The 24,326-nt window shown below is 47.4% G+C and carries 17 protein-coding genes and 1 pseudogene; 17 read left to right on the forward strand and 1 reads right to left on the reverse strand.

Annotated elements, in window-relative coordinates; all coding sequences use genetic code 11:
* The first annotated feature begins 20 nt into the window (after window positions 1-20).
* The 11 genes from B3A20_RS00610 to purT all read left to right on the forward strand — a co-directional run bounded on the left by B3A20_RS00610 (window position 21) and on the right by purT (window position 19,382).
* Window positions 21-1,199: a peptidoglycan glycosyltransferase FtsW gene (locus B3A20_RS00610; RefSeq protein ID WP_290760739.1), complete on the forward strand. Its 1,179-nt coding sequence runs from the start codon at window positions 21-23 to the stop codon at window positions 1,197-1,199.
* On the forward strand, window positions 1,196-2,266 hold the full coding sequence (murG, locus tag B3A20_RS00615; RefSeq protein ID WP_290760740.1) for an undecaprenyldiphospho-muramoylpentapeptide beta-N-acetylglucosaminyltransferase: 1,071 nt from the start codon (window positions 1,196-1,198) through the stop codon (window positions 2,264-2,266). The genes B3A20_RS00610 and murG overlap by 4 nt, the downstream gene beginning before the upstream one ends.
* Window positions 2,266-3,645: a UDP-N-acetylmuramate--L-alanine ligase gene (murC, locus tag B3A20_RS00620; protein ID WP_290760742.1), complete on the forward strand. Its 1,380-nt coding sequence runs from the start codon at window positions 2,266-2,268 to the stop codon at window positions 3,643-3,645. Before murG ends, murC begins: the two co-directional genes overlap by 1 nt.
* Window positions 3,642-4,484, forward strand: a complete 843-nt coding sequence (locus B3A20_RS00625) for a cell division protein FtsQ/DivIB (RefSeq protein WP_290760744.1) — start codon at window positions 3,642-3,644, stop codon at window positions 4,482-4,484. The genes murC and B3A20_RS00625 overlap by 4 nt, the downstream gene beginning before the upstream one ends.
* On the forward strand, window positions 4,477-5,718 hold the full coding sequence (ftsA, locus tag B3A20_RS00630; protein WP_290760745.1) for a cell division protein FtsA: 1,242 nt from the start codon (window positions 4,477-4,479) through the stop codon (window positions 5,716-5,718). Before B3A20_RS00625 ends, ftsA begins: the two co-directional genes overlap by 8 nt.
* Before the next feature lie 32 nt (window positions 5,719-5,750).
* On the forward strand, window positions 5,751-7,424 hold the full coding sequence (ftsZ, locus tag B3A20_RS00635; RefSeq protein WP_290760746.1) for a cell division protein FtsZ: 1,674 nt from the start codon (window positions 5,751-5,753) through the stop codon (window positions 7,422-7,424).
* Between the two features lie 566 nt (window positions 7,425-7,990).
* On the forward strand, window positions 7,991-9,529 hold the full coding sequence (locus B3A20_RS00640; protein ID WP_290760748.1) for a hypothetical protein: 1,539 nt from the start codon (window positions 7,991-7,993) through the stop codon (window positions 9,527-9,529).
* 75 nt (window positions 9,530-9,604) lie between these two features.
* Window positions 9,605-13,636: an FISUMP domain-containing protein gene (locus B3A20_RS00645; protein WP_290760750.1), complete on the forward strand. Its 4,032-nt coding sequence runs from the start codon at window positions 9,605-9,607 to the stop codon at window positions 13,634-13,636.
* 3 nt (window positions 13,637-13,639) lie between these two features.
* Window positions 13,640-15,424, forward strand: a complete 1,785-nt coding sequence (locus B3A20_RS00650; protein ID WP_290760752.1) for an FISUMP domain-containing protein — start codon at window positions 13,640-13,642, stop codon at window positions 15,422-15,424.
* Between the two features lie 12 nt (window positions 15,425-15,436).
* Entirely contained in the window at window positions 15,437-18,148 is a 2,712-nt protein-coding gene (locus B3A20_RS00655) for an FISUMP domain-containing protein (RefSeq protein WP_290760754.1), read from the forward strand.
* Between the two features lie 49 nt (window positions 18,149-18,197).
* Window positions 18,198-19,382: a formate-dependent phosphoribosylglycinamide formyltransferase gene (purT, locus tag B3A20_RS00660; protein ID WP_290760756.1), complete on the forward strand. Its 1,185-nt coding sequence runs from the start codon at window positions 18,198-18,200 to the stop codon at window positions 19,380-19,382.
* Between the two features lie 109 nt (window positions 19,383-19,491).
* Here purT and B3A20_RS00665 read toward each other — a convergent pair whose 3' ends face one another.
* Entirely contained in the window at window positions 19,492-20,232 is a 741-nt protein-coding gene (locus B3A20_RS00665; protein WP_290760758.1) for an RsmE family RNA methyltransferase, read from the reverse strand.
* 134 nt (window positions 20,233-20,366) lie between these two features.
* On the opposite strand from B3A20_RS00665, the gene B3A20_RS00670 reads away from it, so the two are divergent.
* The 6 genes and pseudogenes from B3A20_RS00670 to B3A20_RS00695 form a co-directional block, all read left to right on the forward strand.
* Complete coding sequence (locus B3A20_RS00670) at window positions 20,367-21,158, forward strand: HAD-IIA family hydrolase (RefSeq protein WP_290760760.1); 792 nt, start codon at window positions 20,367-20,369, stop codon at window positions 21,156-21,158.
* Window positions 21,158-22,036: a metal ABC transporter solute-binding protein, Zn/Mn family gene (locus tag B3A20_RS00675; protein ID WP_290760762.1), complete on the forward strand. Its 879-nt coding sequence runs from the start codon at window positions 21,158-21,160 to the stop codon at window positions 22,034-22,036. Before B3A20_RS00670 ends, B3A20_RS00675 begins: the two co-directional genes overlap by 1 nt.
* On the forward strand, window positions 22,024-22,812 hold the full coding sequence (locus B3A20_RS00680) for a metal ABC transporter ATP-binding protein (RefSeq protein ID WP_290760764.1): 789 nt from the start codon (window positions 22,024-22,026) through the stop codon (window positions 22,810-22,812). Before B3A20_RS00675 ends, B3A20_RS00680 begins: the two co-directional genes overlap by 13 nt.
* Window positions 22,813-23,058: 246 nt before the next feature.
* The gene (locus B3A20_RS00685; protein WP_012820392.1) at window positions 23,059-23,349 is read left to right on the forward strand and encodes a hypothetical protein; all 291 of its coding nucleotides are present in this window, start codon (window positions 23,059-23,061) and stop codon (window positions 23,347-23,349) included.
* Window positions 23,349-23,834, forward strand: coding sequence for an rRNA maturation RNase YbeY (gene ybeY / locus B3A20_RS00690; protein ID WP_012820391.1), 486 nt, complete (start codon window positions 23,349-23,351; stop codon window positions 23,832-23,834). Before B3A20_RS00685 ends, ybeY begins: the two co-directional genes overlap by 1 nt.
* A pseudogene (locus tag B3A20_RS00695) lies at window positions 23,827-24,326 on the forward strand (HlyC/CorC family transporter); the annotation flags it as partial. The gene ybeY and the pseudogene B3A20_RS00695, both read left to right, overlap by 8 nt.

Genomic DNA, 24,326 nt, shown 5'->3' on the forward strand with positions numbered 1-24,326 from the left:
GGTAAGGTCTAGCAGTCAATATGTCAACGACAACACAGACAGCCGGAATTAACAAGCTTTTGCTTTTTGTCACATTAGCATTAATGTGCTTTGGCATTGCTGTTATCTATTCTGCATCTGCGCCTGTGGCGTCCTTGAAGAATTTGGCTCCGGAACATTACCTCATGAAGCACCTCTCCAAAGTCCTTGCTTCGTTTGTTATTCTTGCTGCGTTCTGCAAGATTGACTATGCGCTTTGGAAGGTGGCGGCCCGCTATATCTTTGGCTTTGGAGCCATCCTCACGTTGGCGGCAACGATTATGGGTGTTGCGACGAAGGGCGCTAGCCGTTGGATTTTTGGTATCCAGCCGTCTGAAATTTTGAAGTTTGGCTTTATCATCTGGATTTGCTCTAAGCTTTCGGATGCTGGTGATGATATCAAGTCGCTCAAGTGTACAATTATCCAGCCGGCAATTCCTCTTGGAATATCTGCGGTCATTTTGCTTAGCCAGCCGAATTTTTCGATGTTCATCATGTTCTGCATGTTGCTGCTTGTGCTTCTCCTTGTTTCTGGCGCAAACTACAAGTACGTGAGCATTGCCGCCTTGGGGAGCATACCAGCAGGAATCATCGCGATGCTTTGCACGTCGCATACTCGCAAGCGCATTCTTGCGTTTTTCTCGGATGAGGGAACGAGTAGCGCTGGTGCGCAGTACCAAGTGGACCATGCTCTTGAAGCGCTTGGAAATGGAGGCATTTTTGGGACGGGTGCAGGCCTTGGCGTTCAGAAGTTCGGCTATTTGCCCGAGGCTTATAAGGATGTGGTGTACGCTGTGATTGGTGAAGAATATGGATTTTTGGGAACCTTGCTCGTGCTGGTTGCTTTTGCGATTCTCTTTTCGCAGGGCTATAACATTGCAAGGGCCTCGACGACACGTTTTGGCAGGTATTTGGCTGTGGCGCTTACGACATCGATTTTCATGAATTTTGTCATTCATGTTTGCGTATGCGTTAGACTTATCCCCGCGACAGGTCAGCCGCTTCCGTTTATCAGTTTTGGTGGAACGAACTTGATGGTGACATCTGCGTTTATTGGAATTTTGTTGAATATATCTCGCCCGACGAGCGGACGGAGCATTCATGAACCTTATATGAGCAATCCGGTTTCGTTTGACGTGAATCCTGTTATGAATTTTAGGACAAGAAGGAGTTCTGTATGAAAAAGTTCCTCTTTGTTTGCGGTGGCACGGGTGGCCATATTTTCCCGGCAGTGGCTATTGCCGAGAGCTTGAAGAAGATGGGTGTGACTCAGATTACTTTTGCAGGCCGTAAGGATTCTATGGAAGAACGCCTTGTGGCAAAGAACTGGCCGTACGAATACATTTCGGCGGTTCCACTGCACCGTGGACCGTTCCTCAAGAATTTGGCTTTGCCGTTCAACTTGACAAAGTCCTTGATCCGTGCTAAGAGCGTTGTAAAAAAAGTGGCTCCGGATGTGGTGATTGCAACGGGTGGCTATGTGTCGCTCCCGATTGTGCTTGCTGCAGGTTCTATGGGTATTCCGGTTTATTTGCAGGAACAGAATGCTGTTGCCGGTATTGCAAACAAGGTCGGTGCCCGTTATGCAAAGACTGTTTTTGTGACCTCCGAAGAGGCCATGAAGGGGTTCCCGATCGAAAAGACCCGCATTCTTGGCAATCCGATTCGTGACTTGCCTGCAGCGGATTCCTTGGCTCGCCCGATTGAATACCGTGAAGGCCGCAAGGCAGTGTTTATTGTCGGCGGCTCCCAGGGGGCTGCAGGCATCAACAACAAGATTGAAGAAAGCATTGGCCGCATTGCCGCCCACGAAGATATTAGCGTCGTGTGGCAGGTGGGTGTGAAGAATGTCGATGCAATTAACGGGCGCCTCGGCATTTTGCCGAACGTCGCTGTCCGTGGTTTTTTGGATAACATCTATGCTTACATGAAGCACGCCGATTTGATAATTAGCCGCGCTGGTGCATCGGGACTTGCTGAAATCCTCGCTTTTGGAAAGCCGTCCATTTTGCTCCCGTACCCGCATGCGACTGCGAACCATCAGGAACACAATGCACGCGTGGTTGAGAAAGCGGGCGCAGCTCTTGTGGAACTTGATGATGAACCGAATGATCTTTGGAACAAGGTGGAAGCTCTCCTGTACGATTCTGAACGTCTGGAGAAGATGGGCGAAGCGGCCAAGACGCTTGGCATGCCCGATGCCGCTGACCAGATTGCAAAAATTATCCTGGATATGGAGAGATCGTAATGCAGATTAATGATTGTAAACGTGTTCGTCGCCTTCATTTTGTGGGTATCGGTGGCGCCGGTATGTCCGGTATTGCCGAAGTGCTCCACGAAAACGGCTTTGTGGTGACGGGTTCCGATATGGGTGAAGGTGCAGTTATAGATTACCTGAAAGGCCTTGGCATCCGTATTGCCCCGAAGCACGAAGCAAAGAATGTCGTAGATGCGGACTTGGTCGTTTATTCTTCTGCGATTCCGTATGACAATCCGGAACTTGTCGAAGCGCGCAACCGCCGTATTCCGGTGATTCGCCGTGCCGAAATGCTCGGTGAACTCATGCGCCTCAAGTACACGCTTTCTATTGCTGGTACGCATGGCAAGACTACGACGACGTCCATTGTTGGCGCCATCTGGGAAGAAGCTGGCCTTGATCCGACGATTATCGTGGGTGGCATTGTGAAGGGCAAGTGCAGTGGTGCCAAGGTGGGCCACGGCGACTACCTTATTGCCGAAAGTGACGAATTTGACCGTAGCTTCCTTTCGATGATGCCGTCTTCGGCAATCATTACGAACATCGATGCCGACCATCTCGATACTTACGAGAACATCGATGCCATCAAGGATGCGTTTACGCAGTTTGCAAACAAGATACCATTCTACGGTCAGGTGATTGTATGCCTCGACGACCCGAACGTGCAGCAGATTTTGTCGCACCTCAAGAAGCCGGTGATTACGTACGGCTTTACTCGCCAGGCGAAGTACCGCGTTGAAAATCTCACGTTCGTGAAGGGCTATCCGCAGTTCGAAATCCTCAATGACGGCAAGAGCCTCGGCCAGTTCAAACTCCAGATTCCGGGCCGCCACAATGTGTTGAATGCGACTGCTGCTGTCGCTCTCGCTGTTGAAGAAGGCATTTCGATTGAAATTGCTCGCAAGGCCGTGGCTGCATTCGAAGGTGTGAAGCGCCGCTTTGAATTCATTGGCGAAAAGAACGGTATCATGGTCTTTGATGACTATGCGCACCACCCGACAGAAGCGACCGCAACTCTTCTCGGTTTCCGCGAAGCGTTCCCGGACAAGCGCATCATTGTCGCTTTTCAGCCGCACCTGTTTACGCGTACCCGCGACCAGCACGAAGCTTTTGGCAGTGCGTTCTCGAACTGCGACGTGCTCTTGGTGACTGACATCTACCCGTCCCGCGAAAAGCCGATTGAAGGCGTGACGGGTGCGATGGTTGCAAATAGCGCTGCAGACCGCGGACATCGCGATGCCCGCTTCATTGGTGAATTGAATAACCTGGTTCCTGTATGCAAGGATTTGCTCAAGCCGAATGACGTGATTGTTCTGATGGGCGCCGGTAACATCTGGAAACTTGGACAGACGATTTTGGAGAATATTTGAGTTTAGAAGAAACGGACATGTTCGGTCGACGGATCGGACTCAACGAACAGAAACGTCGTCGTAAGCGCGCCCGTGTGAGACGGATGCGTGCTAGGGCTGGCATTCGTTGGTTCAAGCGCAAGGGCTGGGTCTTGACTCTGCTTCTTGTGATTGCGACTGTCGCGCTGTGGCAGAGCCGTTTCTATCTGCATCAGATCAATCCGCTTGAACTCAGGCACTTGCAGTACATCGAAATTGAAGGCAATCGCATGCTTTCGTGGGAAGATGTGGTGCAGAGCGCCCAGGTGGAAACGGGTATGCTCATGTCGGAACTGGACGCCGATTCTGTGAAAAAGTCACTTTTACAGATTCCGCTTATCCATTCTGTCGAGGTCGAAAGCAAGTTCCCGTCGTCCTTGTTCATCAAGTTGCAAGAGGCGTCGCCAATCTTGTCCGTACTCGAAAACGGCAAGGGAACGGTCTACTCCGAAAGAGGGCTTTCGCTTCCGATGTCGATGATGACGGCGCTGCGCCTGCCGATTCTTGAAACGGAATCTGCCGGGATGGTCAAGCAGGTTGCCCAGTTCCTGTACGCGATGCGTAAAGAGGACAAGCCGCTTTATGATCGCGTGTCGCAGGTGGGCTGGTCTGAGAAGGACAGGGCTTTCGAAGTGTTCTTCAAGGATGCCGGATTCCGCGTGATGTTCCCGGAATCAAACTGGAATAAGGAACTATTTACTTTGTACGATGCTATCGGAAAGGGTTTCCGTAAAGATCTCCTTTGTGCTAGCGAGGTTGATATGAGATTTCATGGATTTGCGTATATAAAAAACTTTGATAAGAGGTGTATCAATGGATGACAATAAGCAAATAGTCAAGAAAGAAGACTACATTTTCGGGCTCGATATCGGCGCCTCGAAGGTGAATTTGTTCGTCGGCATCTCGGAAGGAAATTCCGTCCGAGTCGTGGAATGCGGAGATTTTCCGCTGGAATCGTCAGACGAATACGATTCTGTCGTAGAGACTTTGCAGAAGGCTGTCCATGTGCTTGAATCATCGGCGGGAGTCGATGTACGCGATGTCTATGTGGGCATTGCCGGTAAGGACGTATCTTCGTTTAGCTACAAGGGCATCGTGACGCTTCCGACAAACGAAGTCCGTGAAGAAGACATCATGAATGTCCAGAGACAGGCTAGCACGCTTCCGGATAAGGCGGGCGAAATCATCCATATTTTCCCGGGTGAATATACGCTTGACGATAGAAGCGGCATCCGTAATCCTAAGGGTTATACAGGCCGTCGCCTTGGGGTTGAAGTTCAGGTGGTTACCTCACGCCCGAACGCTCTCCAGGATGTCGCCAAATGCGTGAACCGTGCCGGCCTCAATGTTGCAGGTTTTGTGCTCGAACCGCTCGCCGCTGCATCTGCGGTGTTGTCAGACGATGAACGTGAACTCGGTGTTGCGTTAATCGACATTGGCGCAGGCACTGCAGACGTCGCAGTCTTTGTCAAGGATTCTGTGCGCTACACCGCTTCGCTTGACATTGCCGGTAACGTTATTACTAGCGATATTAGCAAGTGCCTTAAGGTTCCGGTTTCGCTTTCGAAAGCCGAAGAACTCAAGAAAAAGTATGGTACCTGCTCGCTCAACAATTTGATTGAAGACGAAACATTCCCGGTCCCAGGTGTGGGCGACCGTGGAGATGTTCTTTGTTCCCGTAAGCTTTTGGCTCAGATTATTACTGCGCGTGTTGCAGAAATCTTCAAGCTGTTGGCAAAGGACTTGGAAAAGCACCACCTTGATACGGTCATTGATGGCGGTATCGTCTTGACGGGTGGCTGCTGCAACCTTGCCGGCATTGAAGAAATTGCTGCTAAAGTATTCAAGAAGCCTGTCCATATCGGCAAGCCGAGAGGCATGAGCGGCATTCAGGAAGCTTTCCAGAATCCGTCCTATGCAACAGGCATTGGCCTCTTGTACTACGCGAACAAGAAACATCACGAAAGAAAACAGCGCGATACGGATACCCAGTTGATCGTAACTGTCAAAAAAGGTATGCAGCGCCTTCGTGACTTCATCAAGACTTACTTTTAACCGTTAAACCACTCAAATCAGGGAGATAAACTATGAGTGACTATCCAAATATCAACTTCGAGGCTAAGTCTCGTATCACAGGTGATGACACTCCAACCAGCAAGGCTAAGGTGATGGTGTTCGGCGTCGGCGGTGCCGGCGGCAACACTGTGAACCGCATGAAGCAGATGAATATTGAAGGTGTGGAATACTACGCCGTCAATACCGATGCCATGGCTTTGGACCAGAGTCTCGCCGACCACAAGATTCTTATTGGTGAAAAGAGCACGAGAAATCTTGGTGCGGGCATGGACCCGGAAATGGGTCGCAAGGCTGTCGAAGAAAATATCGACGAATTGAAGAAGGCCATGATGGGTGCGGACCTCGTGTTCGTTACCGCAGGCATGGGCGGTGGTACCGGTACTGGTGCAGCCCCGATCGTTGCAACTGTTGCACGTGAACTTGGCATTCTTACGGTCGCTGTCGTGACGAAGCCGTTCCGCTTTGAAGGTAACGTCCGCAATTCCTTGGCTCAGAACGGTGTCCGTGCGCTCCGCGAAGCCGCCGATACGATTATCGTTATCGAAAACAAGAAGCTCATGAACCTCATCCAGAATACGAACAAGAATGCAACTATGGATGAAGCTTTCAAGATGGCTGACGAAATCCTCGGTAACGCCGTGCAGAGCATCTGCAGCATCATGTTCCGTCATGGCCTTGTGCATGTTGACTTTGCCGATATTCGCAAGGTTATGCTCAAGGGTGGCTCCGCTCTCATGGGTACGGGTTCTGCTGAAGGTGAAGGCCGTGGCATTGCTGCCGCTGATGCCGCACTTTCTTCTCCGCTTCTCGAAGATATCGATATCCAGGGCGCTTCTGGCGTGCTCGTCAACGTTTCTCATGGCGAAAACTACTCCTTGCTCGAACACAACGAAGCAATGGAACACATTTACGATGCCGTGGGTGAAGAGGGCAACCCGAACATCATCGTCGGCGACATCACTCTTCCGGAACTTGGCGACAAGGTTTGCATTACCATTATCGCAACAGGTTGCGGGGGCACGAACAACGCTGCTGCTGTAAACTATGGTGGCATTGGTTCTGCTGCTTACCAGCAGGCTCAGGGCTATCAGGCTCCGGCCGCTCCTGCTCCGGTTCAGGCTGCAACTCCGCGTCCGACGACGAACTTCCTTGCTCTCGCTGGCCGTTCTACGACAGCAATGCCGGCTTCCGCTATGCCGACCGCTGCAATGCCTGCCACGCCGACAGTTGCTGCTCCGGCAGTCACGCAGCGCTATGTCCCGGCAACTGCAGCTCCGTCTTACAACACGGCACCGCAGAACTCCTATGCTAGCGCTAGCGCCGCCGCTCGCCCCGCAACGCCTGTGAATGCCGCTGCAGCTATGTTTGCTCCGGTTTCTTCTTTCGCTTCTTCGAATTTTGACGCCAAGGCTTCCTATGCAGAAGAATCTGTAGCTCCGGCAGCCAAGACGACTCGCGAATCTGAAGAAATGCCGGGTGCCGCAGACGCTGACCCGCTTTCCAATGGCAATTATGCAAGCTCTTTCAAGCAGGAATCTCGTCCGGCTCAGGCCGAACAGGCCAACACTGTTGACTATGACACGCCTGCTTTTATGCGCAACCAGAGTGGTTCCGAAGACGCTCTCAAGGAACGCAATGTCGATTATGACTTGCCGGCCTTTATGCGTATGAATGACTTGTTCTAATCGTGAATAACGATTAGCTCTACAAAGCAAAAAACGAAATTCGATCTGGTGCGTTCGAATGTTTTCGAGTGCGCCTCCGAGAAATAACACACACACGGGTGCGTGAGTGCGCACCCACCACAACACAAGGGATCACCCGGGTCTCCCTGCCTGGGTGGTCCTTCTTGCGCACCGTTCGGCTCTTTTGCAAGGAACAAGTTCCTTCTTCGCCTCACTCTCGCCAACACGGCACGCTTATGCCGTGCCGCTTATGGCTCACGGGTACCCGCTCCGCTTTGAATCAATAGAAAAGCTCCGTCGGCGCTACGCTCCCACCTAAAGGTGGCCATGCCCACATAAGTGCTTCCCCAAAGAGGATAACTCTACTAAGGTGCTAAAGCACCAAGTATCGTATAAAAGCACTAAGTGGTCAAAGGTCGCCTTCGATGACTCGTTGATACGAGGCTCTTGTGGCTCACGGCGTGTCCGCTCTGCTTCATGCTTGATTTGTCATGCCCGCCTTGAGCGGGCATCTCCATGTTCAAAAGACTTTTTAATACATTTATATTATGTTATCTCGTGCGTTATTGTTTGCTTGTTTGATGGCTGTGGTGCCGTTTGCCATGGCCGAAAATGGTTCTGAACAGCCTGCGAAAAAGGTTGGCTATTTCCAGATTGGGACCGATTTCAATTTCGGCTTTAACGGCGGCCCGACCGATCCCGTCTTTGCTGTAGATACGGCCGAAAATTACGGTGGCAACTGGCGTGGCCTCCGCATTCCGCTAGAGACAGCCCGCAATTACGAGGAACGCATCAATCCGTTCTTTACGCTCAGCTTCCGTGCTGGTTACAAGAATTTCCATTTTTTGATGGAAGCGCCTTTGCGCAAGGATCTGGAAGCTTGGTACAATAGCGAACTCAAAACGAATTTTACGTACAAGCCGAGCGAGCTTGATATCAACGTGCCGATCAACGCCTACGCCAAGTGGGACAATCCTGTTGGCTTTGTGCAGTTTGGCAGGTTCAATCCCGAAGACCTAAAAATTTCCAAGAACGATATTTTTCTTGGCGGTTTGCCTTACCACGATGGCATCCACTGGAAATTAAACATTGGCATTTTCCGTTATGACTTTTTGCTGAGTTCACTGAATGCGTGGCTTTTTAACGATGTGATTAATCATAAGACGGGCTGCCCGCCGGAAGGGAGCGAAGCTTACATTCAAAAGTGTACATCGCCCGGCTACCAAGTAAGTAACCAGCGCAACCGCACTTATACCGAAAATGTAAAGAACACGGTGTTCCACAGGCTTGGTGTAGAAACGAATAAATTCTGGATTTACCTTGTGGAACAAAGTGTCATTGGTGGCAAGTCTTTGGAGTTCCGTTCGTTCAATCCGTTTATGTACTGGCACGATAATTATGCGACGGGATACACATCGGCGGCAACTTCTGTAGAATTTGGTTACAAGACTTCTAATGGTGCAAAGTTCTATAGCCAAATTAATATGGAAGATATTGCAAGCCCGGTCGGCGAAGACAAAAAAATGGGCACAAACCGCTCTATTATAAATTACATGGTCGGCTACTATCACGAGCTTGAAACGCGTAACTATGGCAAGTTTTCTTGGCGCTTGGATGTTGTGAAAACAGATCCGGCAGCGAACAACAGCCGGCTTCCGTTATTGAAATACACGGGTCGCCGCAATTACCGCAGCAATTACCGCGAACAGGGCGATAGCGATTACGCCGATGCTTACTTTGTCGATTATCCCATTGGATACCGCAGGGGTGGTGATGCACTCGACCTTTGGTTTGACATGAACTGGAAATGGAATGCGCATTCGGCAACGCTTACGCTTGCATGGCTCCGCCAAGGCGATAAGGAACTTTATACGGACTACGATGTGGCTTTGAAATCCGAGGACGCTCTTTCTGGCGTTGTGGAAAAGCAATTCCTTGTTGACGTGCTGTACCAAAGGAATGTCACGGACTGGTTCAAGTTCTATGCGGGTGGTGGTTTCCGAGTGTATCGTAATCTTGCTCACGACAAAAACGAAGACGGTTCGGATGCCTGGATCCGCTCGGGCGTGAAGTTTAATTTCAATCCGGTCGATTTGAAATTCTAATAAATTTTTTTACCCAAATTAGTTGGGAATTCGTTTACTAAATTTGTATTTATTCCTTAATAAAGGAAATGAATCATGAGTAAACGAGTTGCTTTTTTGTCTGTTGCAAGTACGTTGGTGCTTGCACTTTTGGCTGCGTGTGGCTCTACGCGGAATTCGTCTGTTGATGCGGAAAATCCTTTGCGTGATGGTGTCAAATACGGAACTATGACAGACAATCGTGACGGCCAAATTTATAAGACCGTGAAAATCGGCGAACAGACTTGGATGGCCGAAAATCTGAATTACAAAATCGAAAAAATCTACAATTTCGTTGTGTATGGATATGGCTATGAGTCAATATCGGAGGAAGGATACGAAGAGGAAACGATTTCCAGCTATTGTTATGATGGTTACATTAGCAACTGCATCAAATTCGGATACCTTTATCCGCAAAAACGGGCGGTAAAAGCCTGCCCAGACGGTTGGCATCTTCCTGATACAACTGAATGGAATGCGCTGTTTTCTTATGTAGGTGAAAAAAATTCTGCAGGTAAAAAGCTTAAATCAACATTTGGCTGGCTGAATGGGGGCGATGGCATCGATGAATATGGTTTTTCTGTGCTCCCGGCTGGAGCAAAGGGTGGTCCGAATTCCTTCGGAGATATTTTCTCCAAAAAGGATGATGTCTATTATATTGCAGGAGGGAAGGATGCTGCATTCTGGAGCTCTGTAGATTCGAGTAGAGTGTCTTTCTACTACTATAATGATTCTATTAGTATTAATAAGGATAGTCCGGAATCCGCTTTTTCAGTTCGGTGCGTGCAAAATGATAGCCTTGAATTGTCAAATTACTCAAGCTCGGAATCGGCAACAAGCTCATCGTCATCTCGAAAGGTTGAATTAGATTCATTGACTGATTTTCGTGATGGCCAAATTTATAAGACTGTGAAATTTGGCGACCAAGTCTGGATGGCTCAAAATCTCAATTACAAAAAAGATGAGAGTTATTGTCTAGCGAATGACGAATTGAATTGCGATAAATATGGAAGGCTTTATACATGGTCGGCTGCTCAGAAAGCTTGCCCTGCGGGTTGGCATTTGCCTACAAAAAGTGAATTGCAAAATTTACTGGATAAGTGGAAAGAAGATAAACAGATGGGTTGGGCTTACATGACGAAATTGAATATGGCTGGGAATGCGCTCAAATCGTCAGATGGCTGGTTTAATGGAAAAAATGGTATTGATGAAATGGGATTTGCTGCTTTGCCGGGAGGCTTTCGGTTCAGTGACGGCACGTATAGCGCCGATGGTGAATTCGCATTCTTTTGGAGCTCATCGGAAGAGAATGGCGGAGCGTATGGACTGTCCCTGTATTATTACGATAAAGTTGATTTAGATTTTGATGACAAAAAAATTGGAATGTCTGTCCGCTGCCTAAAAGGAGAACCGGCTGTTAATTTATCCTCTAGTTCTATGGCTAAATCAAGTTCTTCTTCTTTGAAAGTTGAGAAAGGATTTGTAACTGATTCCCGCGATGGTAGGCTTTACAAGACTGTAACTATTGGAACGCAGACCTGGATGGCGGAAAATTTGAACTACGCAACGGAGGGGAGTTCTTGTTACCAGAATGAATATCGTAATTGCGCCAAGTACGGGCGTCTTTATACGTGGGCTTCTGGGGTAGATAGCGTAAACATTCTCCGTGCAACGGGCAAAGAATGTGGTTACGATAGACGTTGTTCGCTAACAAAACCAGTACAAGGCGCTTGCCCTGCTGGGTGGCATTTGCCGACGAAGGCTGAATGGGATACATTGAAAACTGTTGTTGGCGAAAAGAATGTGAATTTGTTGAAGTCTAGGGACGGCTGGATAAATGGTAATGGCACGGATGATTATGGATTCTCGGCGCTTCCGGCTGGTGATAAGGATTTTGATGGTGATTTCCTTGTGGGTGAAACCGCTGTTTTTTGGAGCTCTACAGAAACAGATGCGTTCAAAGCTTGGTATCAGGGCATGCAAAACGGCTTTTCTGAATATTCCAACGAAAATAAAAATCGTGGATTTTCTGTGCGTTGCGTTAAAGATGGAATGGGGAAGGAAAGCGAAATAAAAAATAATGTTGAAGTATTGTCTTCGTCCTCGGTATTCGTAGAACATGGTTCTATGACGGATGTGCGTGACGGTCAGACTTATAGGACTGTAAAAATTGGCTCGCAGACGTGGATGGCAGAAAACTTGAATTACGAGACGGCGAATAGCAGTTGCGAACAAGATTCTCTTGCATCTTGTGCCGAGTTAGGACGCTATTACAAATGGACTGCGACAAAGAACGCTTGCCCTGCGGGCTGGCACTTGCCCGATTCTGTAGAATGGAAAACTTTGTTTGCTACTGTGGGCGGTGATTCCGTGGCGGGGCGAGTGCTTCATTTTGTGCCAAATAGTAATTGTGATCGGATTGTAGGTTCGTCAAAATGTTCATCGGGCTTGGAATGGAATTTTAGCACTTTCTATGGGTTTGAAGACGACCCTCCGCGTATTCAGTATGCGGATCGATTTGGATTTACTGCGCTTTTATCGGGTCTCAAGGAGTATGAAACTCCCCAAAATTCCAAAGAAAAGTCTAAGTCTAGTGGCTATCGTAAAAGAACATATGGAGATTTCGGTTATGCGGAATTCTGGAGTTCTATGGATCGGTCGTTTGTAAATCTGTATTATGATAAGCCTGTAGAATGGGGGAAAGACAAGGATACATATGAAATTCCGATTCGATGTATTTTAGATAGCGTCTCGCTTGTGGCAAAATCGAAAACGGTGAAGCCAGTTCGTAAAAAGAAGGCGACGATACTCGGCTTTGCGACGGTATCTCCATCGAATGTTGTTAACGATTCTTTTGTGGATGTTCGTGATGGCAAAATCTACAAGACTGTAACTATTGGCAAACAGACTTGGATGGCCGAAAATCTCAACTACAAAACAACAGACAGTTATTGCCTTGGAGATAGCCTAGAAAATTGCGCTAGGTATGGCCGCCTCTATAAAGGTAAGGCTGCAAATGAAGCTTGTCCGGGTGGATGGCATTTATCTACACGTGCAGATTGGGAAGCTTTGTTCAAATCCGTGGGAGGCCCGCTTATAGCCGGATTTAAGCTTAAAGATGCCAAAAGTTGGTTTAACGATCGTAAAGGAAAAGATGAATATGGCTTTTCGATACTTCCGGGGGCAAAAAGAAATTATGAAGGAAAATATTTCAAGAGTGGCTTCGATGCATTTTTCTGGGCCTCCGAGAAACGTCAGAATAATTTAGATAAACGTTATTTTAAATATGACTTTGTACAATTTGATTATTTAACCTCCGTAGCTTCTTTTAATAGTGGTGATGAACGCGAAGCGCACTCCGTTCGCTGCGTCATGAATGATGTAGATGCTATGGAATCTTCATCTTCAAAAGTATCTTCTAGTTCGTCTGCAAAATCGAGCAGTTCTTCTGTTGTTTCTCCTTCAAGTGTAATCAAGGGGTCTATGACTGATTCTCGCGACAATCAAGTTTATCAAACGGTGACTATAGGCACACAGACTTGGATGGCTCAAAACCTGAATTACCAAACGGCCAATAGCTATTGCTATAAGGGTGAGCCAAATAAATGTGTTGAATATGGTCGTTTTTATACTTGGGCAGTAGCAATGGATAGCGTAGGCGAGTTTAGCCCCAATGGTAAAGGTTGTGGCTACATGGATGGTGGAAATTGTAAACCGAAGGGAAATGTGCGGGGAATTTGTCCTGAAGGTTGGCATTTGCCGTCCGTTGATGAATGGCGTAACTTTATTGGGAGTGTCGGTGGTAAGTTTGTAGCGAGTAAAAAGCTCCGCTCAACGGCTGAGTGGAAAGACAATGGGAATGGTGTGGATGCCTATTCCTTCTCGGCTCTCCCTGCAGGGTTGCGGGATGACAATGGCAACTTTAAATATGCCGGTGAAACGGCTGGCTTTTGGACTTCTACGAAATCGAACAAACGTAAATCCTATCTTCTGCTTATGTATAGCGGCATCGAAAGTGTTGAACTAGATAATTACGTGAACGGTTATGAAAAATATTATGGAGCAAATATTCGCTGCATCAAGGATTAAATTATGAATAAACGTGTTGCTTTAATTGCTTTTGTTTGTTGCTCCGTTTTTGCAACGCTTATCGCGTGCAGTTCTTCCAAAAATGCAACGGTAAATTCTGATGGTGTTGCTGTAAATTCTGAAAAGACTTCTAGCGAGATTCTTGTGGATCCTCGCGATGGTCAGGTCTATAGGACCGTGAAAATAGGCGAACAAATCTGGATGGCCGAAAATTTGAACTATAAAACAGATGATAGTGATTGCCTAAAAGATCTAAGCATAAATTGTGCCCGGTTTGGACGACGATACAGCTGGGCTGCCGCTATGGATAGCTCTGCGACATTTACCAAAAATGGTGAAGGTTGTGGACTATGGAAATATTGTTCTCCGACGTATCCGGTACAGGGAATTTGCCCTACGGGATGGCATCTGCCGTCTCGCGATGAATGGAAAACATTGCTTTCGTTGCTAGATGAAAAAGACAAGGCGGGGCTTGCGCTTAGGTCGAAGAACGCTTGGAAAATGCATGAAAATATGGGCTTTTGGAGTTCTACCATATTTGATGAAGTCTTGGCATATATGTTGGCTTTCTATAATAAAGAAATGTCTTTAGACCAAACATATAAGCATATGAAGTATCATGTTCGTTGTGTTAAAGATGAATTGATTGATTCAATACAAAGTATAGATTCTACTAAAATACCTTCAGATTCTGTAATGCCGATGCAAAGTATGACCGATTCTCGCGATGGACATGTGTATAGAACGGTGGATATTGGCGACCAAACATGGATGGCCGAAAATTTAAGTTATGACATGGCGGGCTCAAATTGCTGGGACTGGGTTGAAGATAGTCCTTGTGATGTGCGAGGTCGTTATTACGAATGGAACGAGGCGAAAAAAGCATGCCCTGTAGGTTGGCATTTGCCGTCAACTGCGGAATGGTACACCTTGTTCTCTGCTGTTGGAGGGCAACGTGTAGCGGGTAAGGCTCTCAGAAATAAAACAGGCTGGGATGGTTGCGATGATTGTAAAGATGAATATGGATTTTCTGCAATACCTACAGGTATTGCTTCCTCAATGTCTGTATTCCTTGGTGGGGATGCTGATTTTTGGAGCTTTGCAGAAAATGACTCGAATCATGCGTATTTAATGTTCTTGAATGACAATACGAATATGGCGAGAATTATCAATTGTGATTATTCGATGCTGTATTCGATCCGTTGTGTCAAGGATGGAAATAGAAAAGAGGTTGATTCTACAAGATTACCGATGAAAGTTGAAAAAGGTGCTGAGTCTTTTATGACGGACTCGCGAGACGGACAAACTTATAAAACCATAAAAATTGGTGAACAGACATGGATGACGGAGAATTTGAATTACGATGTCCCCAATAAAAGCTATTGCTATGGCAAAGTTCCTAGTAACTGTGCTAAGTATGGGCGTCTTTACGAGGAACGCGTGGCTATGGAAGTTTGCCCTGCAGGTTTTCATTTGCCGTCTCCATCGGAATGGGAAACGTTATTCAATGCGGTCGGTGGACAATTTATGGCGGGAAGTGTACTAAAGTCTAAAACCGGCTGGATAAATGGTGGTAATGGATCAGATCCGTTTGGTTTTTCGGCAATTCCTGCTGGCTATGGCGATAAAAATGATAATAGCGAAGAAGGCAAGTCTGCCAATTTCTGGTGCTCTCAGGAAGTAGATGATAAAAATTTCTATTACGTGAAATTGAAACACGATGCCTTTAATGTTGATATGAATCATTCCAACAACAAGGCTTATTCCGTTCGCTGTGTGAAGGATTAGAGGGGAAGTTTTATGAAATGCCGTTTTGCTCTTTTATCTTGTGTTTGCTTACTTGTGCTTGCATTTCTTGTCGCATGCGATGATGGCGGAACATTAAGAGAAAAAATCGTGATGGAAAAAGGTATTATGAAAGACCTTCGCGATGGCCAAATTTACAAGACTGTGAAAATCGGCAAACAGACTTGGATGGCTGAAAATCTGAACTACAATGCAGACGACAGTTATTGTTTTGGTCCAGGAAATCGCGATTGCTTTATGTCGAGCCGACTTTATAAATGGCATGCTGCAATGAATGCTTGCCCTACGGGTTGGCATTTGCCGGATACGAGTGAATGGAAAACTTTGATTTCTTCAATCGGTGGAGAAAAATGGGTGGATCAAGTTCCCAAGTCTTCAGACGGCTGGAATGGTTTGGGAAATTATAAGGATTGCAACGATCACATCGGGGCGTGTATTTTTTGGAGTTCTACGGTGTATTCTGAATCGAGCGTGTATAGTATGAATTTGTCGAATTTTACTGATACCGCCGCTTTGAAGCCTGTTACAGTGATAGATCTGGAGGAACGCGAAAATAGGATGTATGAAAGAGAAGTCAAAAAGCGGATTCCGCTTGATTTACTTTCGGTCCGTTGTGTTAAAGATGAAAAAATGGATGGAAGTCAAGTAACGAACGATAAAAATATGGAAATAAAGAAGGACGGAGACTCTCTTGATGTAAAAACATATTTAAATGATTCTCGCAGTGTGAATTCCATAATGAAGAAAATTATGACGGACCCTCGTGACGGACAAACTTACAAGACTGTGAAAATAGGTCCGCAGACTTGGATGGCTGAAAATCTGAATTACAAAACAGAAAATAGCTTTTGCTATGATAATGTGGATAGCAACTGTACGAAATATGGACGTTTGTATGTGAATTCGGAAGGAGTGTGTCCTGTTGGTTGGCATTTGCCTGCTAAATGGGAATGGGTAAAGTTGTTTAGTGTTTTGAATGATTCTTCTACGGTGGGTAAAAAAATAAAATCTACAGAGGGATGGCTATATGATGGGAACGGTACAGATGAATTTGGCTTTTCTTTGCTTCCTGCGGGGCTCGTTTTTTTCTTAAGGGATATAGATGATAATCCGTATCATGGAACCCCCAAATTAAAATTAAAAACTGACCCGCGTCATATAATCTCAAAATTAAAAATTGACTCTAGTAAAGTGAGATTTGTTGGTAAAAATCGTTATGCATTATTTTTTATGGATGCAGGTGCTTTTGAAAAAGATATGATTTATTTAACTTATAATAACAATAAAGTAGATTTTTACGGTGGCACAATCACAGGTGCTTCTGTTCGCTGTCTCAAGGATGTTAAAGTATATAATGCTAAAGGAAATTTTAGGGATTCTCGTGATGGACAGACGTACAAGACTGTAAAAATTGGCGAACAGACTTGGATGGCCGAAAATTTGAGATACAAGATAAAGGGGAGTAGTCAGTACTATAATCGACGCGATAGTATCGGTAAATATGGTCGCCTCTACAATTGGAATTTGGCAATGAAAGCTTGCCCGGCAGGGTGGCGTTTGCCTGATACTAGTGATTGGAATACCTTGACATCAACGGTTGGGGAAGGTATAGCGGGGAAGGTTCTTAAATCGAAAAGTGGGTGGATGTGTAAAAATAAACATAGCATGTTGGTTGATAAAGGAGTTCTTGTCTATCGTTGCATCACTGCTGGCGACGGTTCTGATAAATATGGCTTTTCTGCATATCCAACAGCTTTACGGAGGGAGTCTTGGTTTTTCGATGAGGGTAAACCTGTTTTAAATGCATCTGCTTTTTGGAGTTCTACAGAGACTAATGAAAATGAAGCTTATTCCACGCGTTTATTCTATGACCGCGACGATGCTGACCCATATTATGCTAAACGTACAAAAGAGAAGTTGTCGGTACGTTGTATCAAAGACAAAGCTCGTAAAAGGATAAGCTCATCTCGTTCTAATTATTATTCATTTATGCAAAATTATAATGATAAGCAACTAGAAGGAATTGATGATTCCTATGAAAAAACTCGCGAACTCATTTTGACTCAATTGGATGAACAAGCCGAAAAAAAGTCATATTCTGTTGCAAAAGGCGAATTTACAGACCCTCGCGATGACCAAACTTACAAAACCGTGAAAATAGGATGGCAGACTTGGATGGCTGAGAATTTGAAGTTTAAAATGGATAGTAGTTCTTGTTATCAGAATGCCGATAGCAACTGTACTAAGTTCGGTCGGTTTTACCAATGGGATAATGCGATTGCTGCTTGCCCGGCGGGGTGGCATTTGCCGGATTCGGTTGAATGGAGTATGTTGATTCATACGGCCGGAGGGAAGGATTCTGCGAGCAAGGCTCTCAAATCTACGAATGGTTGGAGTGGTCATGGAAACGGTACGGATAAATTTGGATTTTCGGCTGTTCCTGCTAGTGCTACTTTTTTGGGACTTGATGCAGAATTTTGGAGTGCTTCGGAAAAAGATAGTGCTAGATCGTATAACTTTGGATTGGCTTGCTTTTTTCCTCTAGATTGCCATGGTGGCGATGTCTGCACATCGGGAAATGAGTGTACTTTACATTATCTTTCTATGAACGATGAACATAAAAGCAGCCGCTATTCAGTGCGCTGTGTGAAGGATGAATTCTTCTTGTATAGTATTTTTGCGAAAGTTATCCGTTGGTTTAAATAAAGTTTTCTGCCAACTATATTTATATTTGTAGTCACAACAAGGAGTCAATATGGCAGAAATCGGTACACCTCTAAGTTCTAGTGCAACAAAGGTTCTCTTTTGCGGTTCTGGCGAGCTCGGCAAGGAAGTCATCATCGAGATGATGCGTCTTGGCGTCGAAGTGATTGCTGTGGACCGTTACGCCAACGCTCCGGGCATGCAGGTGGCTCATCGCAGCTATGTCATCAACATGCTCGATGGCAAGGAACTCCGCGCTGTCATTGAAAAGGAAAAACCGGACTACATCGTACCGGAAGTCGAAGCGATTGCAACGGACACGCTCGTGGAACTCGAAAAGGAAGGCTACAATGTCATCCCGACTGCGAAGGCCACCAAGCTTACGATGAACCGCGAAGGCATCCGCCGTTTGGCTGCCGAAGAGCTCGGACTCAAGACGAGCCCGTACCGCTTTGCGGATAACTTTGAAGATTTCAAGGCTGCGGTCAAGGAAATCGGCATCCCGTGCGTTGTAAAGCCGGTGATGAGTTCTTCGGGGCACGGTCAGAGCGTCATCAAGACCGAAGCCGACATTGAAAATTCCTGGAACATTTCCCAGACGGGTGGTCGCACGGGGGCTGCGAGCCGCGTGATTGTCGAAGGCTTTGTGCCGTTCGATTACGAAATTACTTTGCTCACGGTCCGCCATGTGGGTGGCACGAGCTTCCTCGAACCGATTGGACACCATCAGGTGGGCGGTGACTATCAGGAATCTTGGCAGCCGCAGCCGATGAAGCCGGAACTCTTGGAACAGGCAAAGGTGATTGCGAAGAAGGTCACGGACGCTCTTGGCGGTCGTGGCATCTTTGGCGTGGAACTTTTCGTTTGCAAGGACGAGGTCTTGTTCAGCGAAGTCTCCCCGCGTCCGCACGATACGGGCATGGTGACGCTTATTTCACAGGACCTCTCAGAATTTGCTTTGCACGCCCGCGCTATTCTCGGTCTCCCAATCCCGAACATCGCTTTCCATGGCCCGAGTGCATCGAAGGCTATCGTTGTCGATGGCAATTCCGACCATGTGAAGTTCAGCGGCTTGGAAGAAGTTCTTGCGGAACCGGATACGGGTCTTCGCTTGTTCGGAAAGCCGGAACTCAAGGGCCACCGCCGTATGGGCGTTCTCCTTGCTCGCCGCGACACTGTCGAAGAAGCCAAAGCAACTGTCATGGCTATGCGCGAAAAAGTGAAAATTAGTTTGTAGGTTTTAGGTGGTAGGTTGTAGGTTTTAGGAAAAAACACGGGCTTAAGCCCGTTTGTAATGGGGCGGCGTAGCCGCGATAATTTACCTAATGCCTAAAACCTAATACCTGCTACAGCACCTTTCCTAACGCAATTATTGCAGCAGTGCGCGCACGCAAGCGCGTATTGCCGAGATTCAACAGATGGACCTTCCCGTTGCGGAAGGTCTTTATTGTTTCGATTTCGCGTGGCGAAAATCCGCCTTCAGGACCTACAAGCAAAGTAACGGGAGTGGCCGCGCGTTCTCCGGCGGAACAGTTCTCGTCGGCGTTTCCTTCCAAATCCAATTTGCGTTCTCCGTCGATATCGCAGAGAATCAAGTCTCCCTGATAATCCTTGAGCCACTTGTCGAATTCAATCGGCCCCTCGATGCGCGTCATCCAGGGCTTTTTGGATTGCTTGAGACTCACGAGTGATTTGAGCTCGGCGCGTCGAACTGTCTTTTTCAAGTCGGAGTTCTTGGGCTCCTGTGAATAGTCCGTGCGCAAAAAGATGATGCTATCCGTTTCAGTTTGTGCCGCATGGAATACGACTTCTTCGAGTGCGTCATCCTTGAGGCAGGCAATGCCGAGGTTTAGGCGCGGGCGCTTGAGCGCGGCATCTTCGACGGTATCTACGCGGACTTCGCAGGCCTTGGCGTCTGCCTTGGTGATTGTTGCATCGGCGTAATGCCCGAGGCCGTCGCAGAGTTGTAGCGTATCGCCATTTGCGGCGCGGCAAACGCGTACGGCATGGCTACTTTCGTTTTCGTCGAGAATGATTGTGCCGACTGTAATCAGCGGGCAATAGAAACGGCTATCGGGAGTTTTCATAGGAGTAAAAATAGCAAACATAACTGTTAGTTGTTGGTCAATAGTCATTGGTTGTTAGTTATGCACTCTCTAAGACTGTATAGACTAGTAACTAATAACTAGTAACTAGTAACTAATTTTCTATATTACATCTCGTGAAAAAAGTAAAAGCTGTTGTTTTCGATTTAGACGGAACTCTCTATTTGAGTGGCCGCCCATATCCTGGTGCGGTCGAAACGGTCAATCGCGTCGCTAAGCGCGTGCCGGTCTATTACCTGAGCAACAATACGAGCAAGTCTCCTGTCTTTTACGAGAACCGCCTCAAGGTCATGGGGCTTCCGCTGGCTGATGATTCCATCATTTCGGCGCTGTACCTCTCGCTCAATGCGATTCACGAACGTAAGATTAAGAACGTCTTTTTCTTTGCGAACCCGGAAGTGTACGAATGGTTTGCTGCGCAGGACCCGAGCCTCAATTTGCGCCCCTCGGTTGAAGAAACGGAACTTGTGCTTGTCGCTTACCACAACAGCTTTGACTACCGTGAACTTTGCGAACTTTCGTTCCGTGTGCAGCGTGGAATCCCGTTCTGGGTCACGCATACGGATTTTGTCTGCCCCGATGAACGCGGCCCAGTGCCCGATATCGGTAGCTTCATGGCGCTTCTCAAGACCGCTTACGGTGTCGAACCCGAAATGAGCTTTGGCAAGCCGAACCCGGCAATGCTTTCGGGACTTTTGAAACTTTACCGCCCGGAAGAAATCCTCTTTGTGGGTGACCGCCTCTATACGGACTTTGAACTGGCGAAACGTTCCGGTTGCCGTTTTGTGCTGCCGCTATGCGGTGAATCGAAAATGGCGGATGTCGAGAAACTCGACGTGAAACCTGAATATATTGTCAACAACGTTAGTGAAATAGATTTCAACGCCTTTTTAGAAGGAAAAAAATAATGCGTCGTATTGCTCTTTTGCTGTTGCTCGTCTTGATTCCTGCTGCTTTTGTATGCGCTAACGATGGGCGTATTACTGTTGCTGTTTCTTTGCAACCTTATGCGACGCTTGTGAAAATGCTGGGTGGCGACCGTGTGAATGTGGTGACGCTTTTGCCGCCGGGGGCTGACCCGCACAATTTTGAACCAAAGCCTGCTGTCATCAAGGCTTTTTCTGTGGCGCAGGTGTATTTCTCGGATGGCTCTGGCTTGGACAAAACGTGGATGCCACGCTTTCTGGGTGCGAACAAAAACGTAAAGGTGATTGATATTTCCAAAAACATCAAGTGGATGAAGTCGGAACATGACGATCACGGTATCCTTGGCCACCACCACGATGAAGATGAACTAGATCCGCACATTTGGACTTCTCCGAATCGAGTTAGGCTTTTGGCAGACAACATTTTCTTTGAACTCAAGAAACTTGATCCGGAGCATGTTGTCTATTTTGCAAACAGAAATGCAGAACTTCAGGATCAGCTTGCGCTGGTGGAACGTCACTTGAATGAAACCGTAATGAGTCTGCCACTTGAAAGACGTTCGTTTATTGTGTTCCATCCGTCCTATGGCTATTTGGCTAAGGATTACAAGCTCAAGCAGTATGCTATTGAAGTAAACGGCAAGGAGCCGAAACCTAGGGATTTGGCAAACCTCATTAAGGTTGGCCGTAAAAAAGGCGTGAAGACGGTTTTTGTGCAGCCGGAATTTAGCAAGCGCGCTGCCGAGACGATTGCGAAGGAACTTGGGGCCGTTGTCGTTGAAACGGATCCGTTGTCCGCGGATTTTATCGGCAATACGAATAAGCTTATCAATGCTCTTAAAGAGGCTTGCAAAAAGTAATGGCCGCCATTGATATCAAAAACCTCTCGTTTGGCTATGGAAAGTCGCCCGTGCTTACGGACGTGAACTTGTCTATAGACGAAAATGACTTTGTTGCCATTATCGGGCCGAATGGCGGTGGCAAGTCCACGCTGATGAGGTTGATGGTTGGGCTTTTGAAGCCTACGTCTGGGACTGTGCGCGTGTTTGGCGAAAAGGTCCCGACGAAGAAAGTGGCTATCGGCTATGTGCCGCAAAACACGAACAAGAATATCGATTTCCCGATTACGGTGGGCGAGTGCGTTGCGACTGGCAAGACGGGGCTTTCTCCCAAGTCGGATGAAGTGAACGCAGCACTCGAACGCGTGTATATCGCAGGCTTCTTGGACCGCCGTCTGGGTGAACTGAGTGGCGGTGAACGCCAGCGCGTCTTGATTGCCCGTTCTCTTGTTTGCAATCCGAAGATCCTCTTTTTGGATGAACCGTCCAATAACATTGACGTTGCGGGGATAGAAGCGCTTTATAGCATGCTCGCGGAATTCAGCGAGACGATGACGATTGTGATTGTAACGCACGACCTGATGGCGCTATCGCATAAGGTAAAAAGCGTTGTTTGCGTGAACCACTCCGTGCATTATCACGAAGGGGCTAACCTGACCGAAGAAATGCTCCATAGCACTTACGGTTGTGAAGTCGACTTGATTGCCCACGGGGTGCCGCACCGCGTTCTCGGGAGCCATGACCATACCCACGGCGGCTGCTGCGAGCATCACCACCACGAAGTGGTGGATAGGTAGTAGGTTATAGGTTTTAGGTGTTAGGAGAAATATCATGCACTTCGTGCATTGGTATAGTGCGGTGTTGCTGCAAAAAATATTCTAATAACTATTGACTAGCGACCAATAACCTAAAAAATCTCTAGCCTCTCGTCTCCCGTCTTTTGTCTAGACACAATTATAGTCCTAAAGCCTAACCCCTAACCCCTAATACCTTAAAGAATAATGTTATAATTGTATAGTACTTGTGTTTCATTGGAGGTAAAAATGAGTGCAGAAGTCGAAGATTTGACCGTCGAATACACTGACGAAGAAACCGGCGAAGTTGTCATCAAGGAATTGAGCAAGGAAGTCCTTTCGAAGGGCGCTTGGCCGACCGTGATGTTCTTCTACCAGGACCGTGACCCGAAAACGGGCGAGTTCAGCGAACCGAAGGTCTCTCTGCGCCGTTACCGCAAGATGCAAGGCACGTTCAAGCCCCAAGGCAAGTTCAAGATTACAGGCAAGGCGCAAGCCGAAGCCATTATCAACGTCTTAAAAAAGTGGTATAACATTTAATGCCAGACCCTGCTAGTAAAAAGAAAGACTACACTATCGATTTCCTGTGCGAGGGGAATATCGAGTCCTTCCCGTGGAAGGATAAGTTCGAAGCTATGGCCCGCAAGCTCCTTGCCGAAGAAGGCACGGAGAACAACGTCAACATTGTGCTCTGCACCGACGAGTTCGTTCGCGAGATGAACAAGAACTACCGCGGGCTCGACAAGGTGACGGACGTGCTTTCGTTCGAATGGCACGAAGAAATCCCGGGCGAAGAAGAAATGCTCGGCGAAATCTACATCGCAAGGGATCAGGTCAAGCGCCAGGCCCCGCAGTACGGCAATAGCTTTTTTGCCGAGATGAAGCGCGTGATTGTTCACGGACTACTCCACCTGTCGGGGTACGACCATATCAAGGCCGCCGACCGCAAGGTGATGCGCGCCCGCGAATGCGAGTTCTTGGGACTGGATCCGTACAAGGACAAGGAGAGCATGGAAAATGGGTGATACGAACACCATTGCGATTGTTCTTCTCGTTTTCTTTCTTTTAGTTTCGGCATCGTTTACTTTAATCAAGGCAGTCTTTGCCGCCATCTATGCCAAGCGTGAAGACCACGACCGCACGGACCGCGAAGCGAAGATTGCAAAGATTGTCGAAAATCGTGGCTACAACGAGACCGTCTCCATCGGCCGAATCTTTTCGGACGTGGGCATTGGTGTGTTCGGATTTTATCTGTTCTCGAATGCCCCGTGGCAGTGGACGCACGACTTCTGGCTGCTCGGGATCATGGCGTACATGCTTTGCGCCTGTGCCGTGATTTATATAGTGACCATCTTCTGCCCGAACCTGATTGGCAACTTGAAGCCGGATACTTTGTCTGTGGTGCTTGTGCCGCTGTACAGGCTTATCCGCATGCCGTTCGTGCCGGTGGGCCGCGTTTGCCATACGATTTACCTCAAGCTTTTGGACGCTCTCGGTTACGATGCCAAGCTTAGCTT

It is taken from the genome of Fibrobacter sp. UBA4297 (assembly GCF_002394865.1).
Classification (GTDB): domain Bacteria; phylum Fibrobacterota; class Fibrobacteria; order Fibrobacterales; family Fibrobacteraceae; genus Fibrobacter.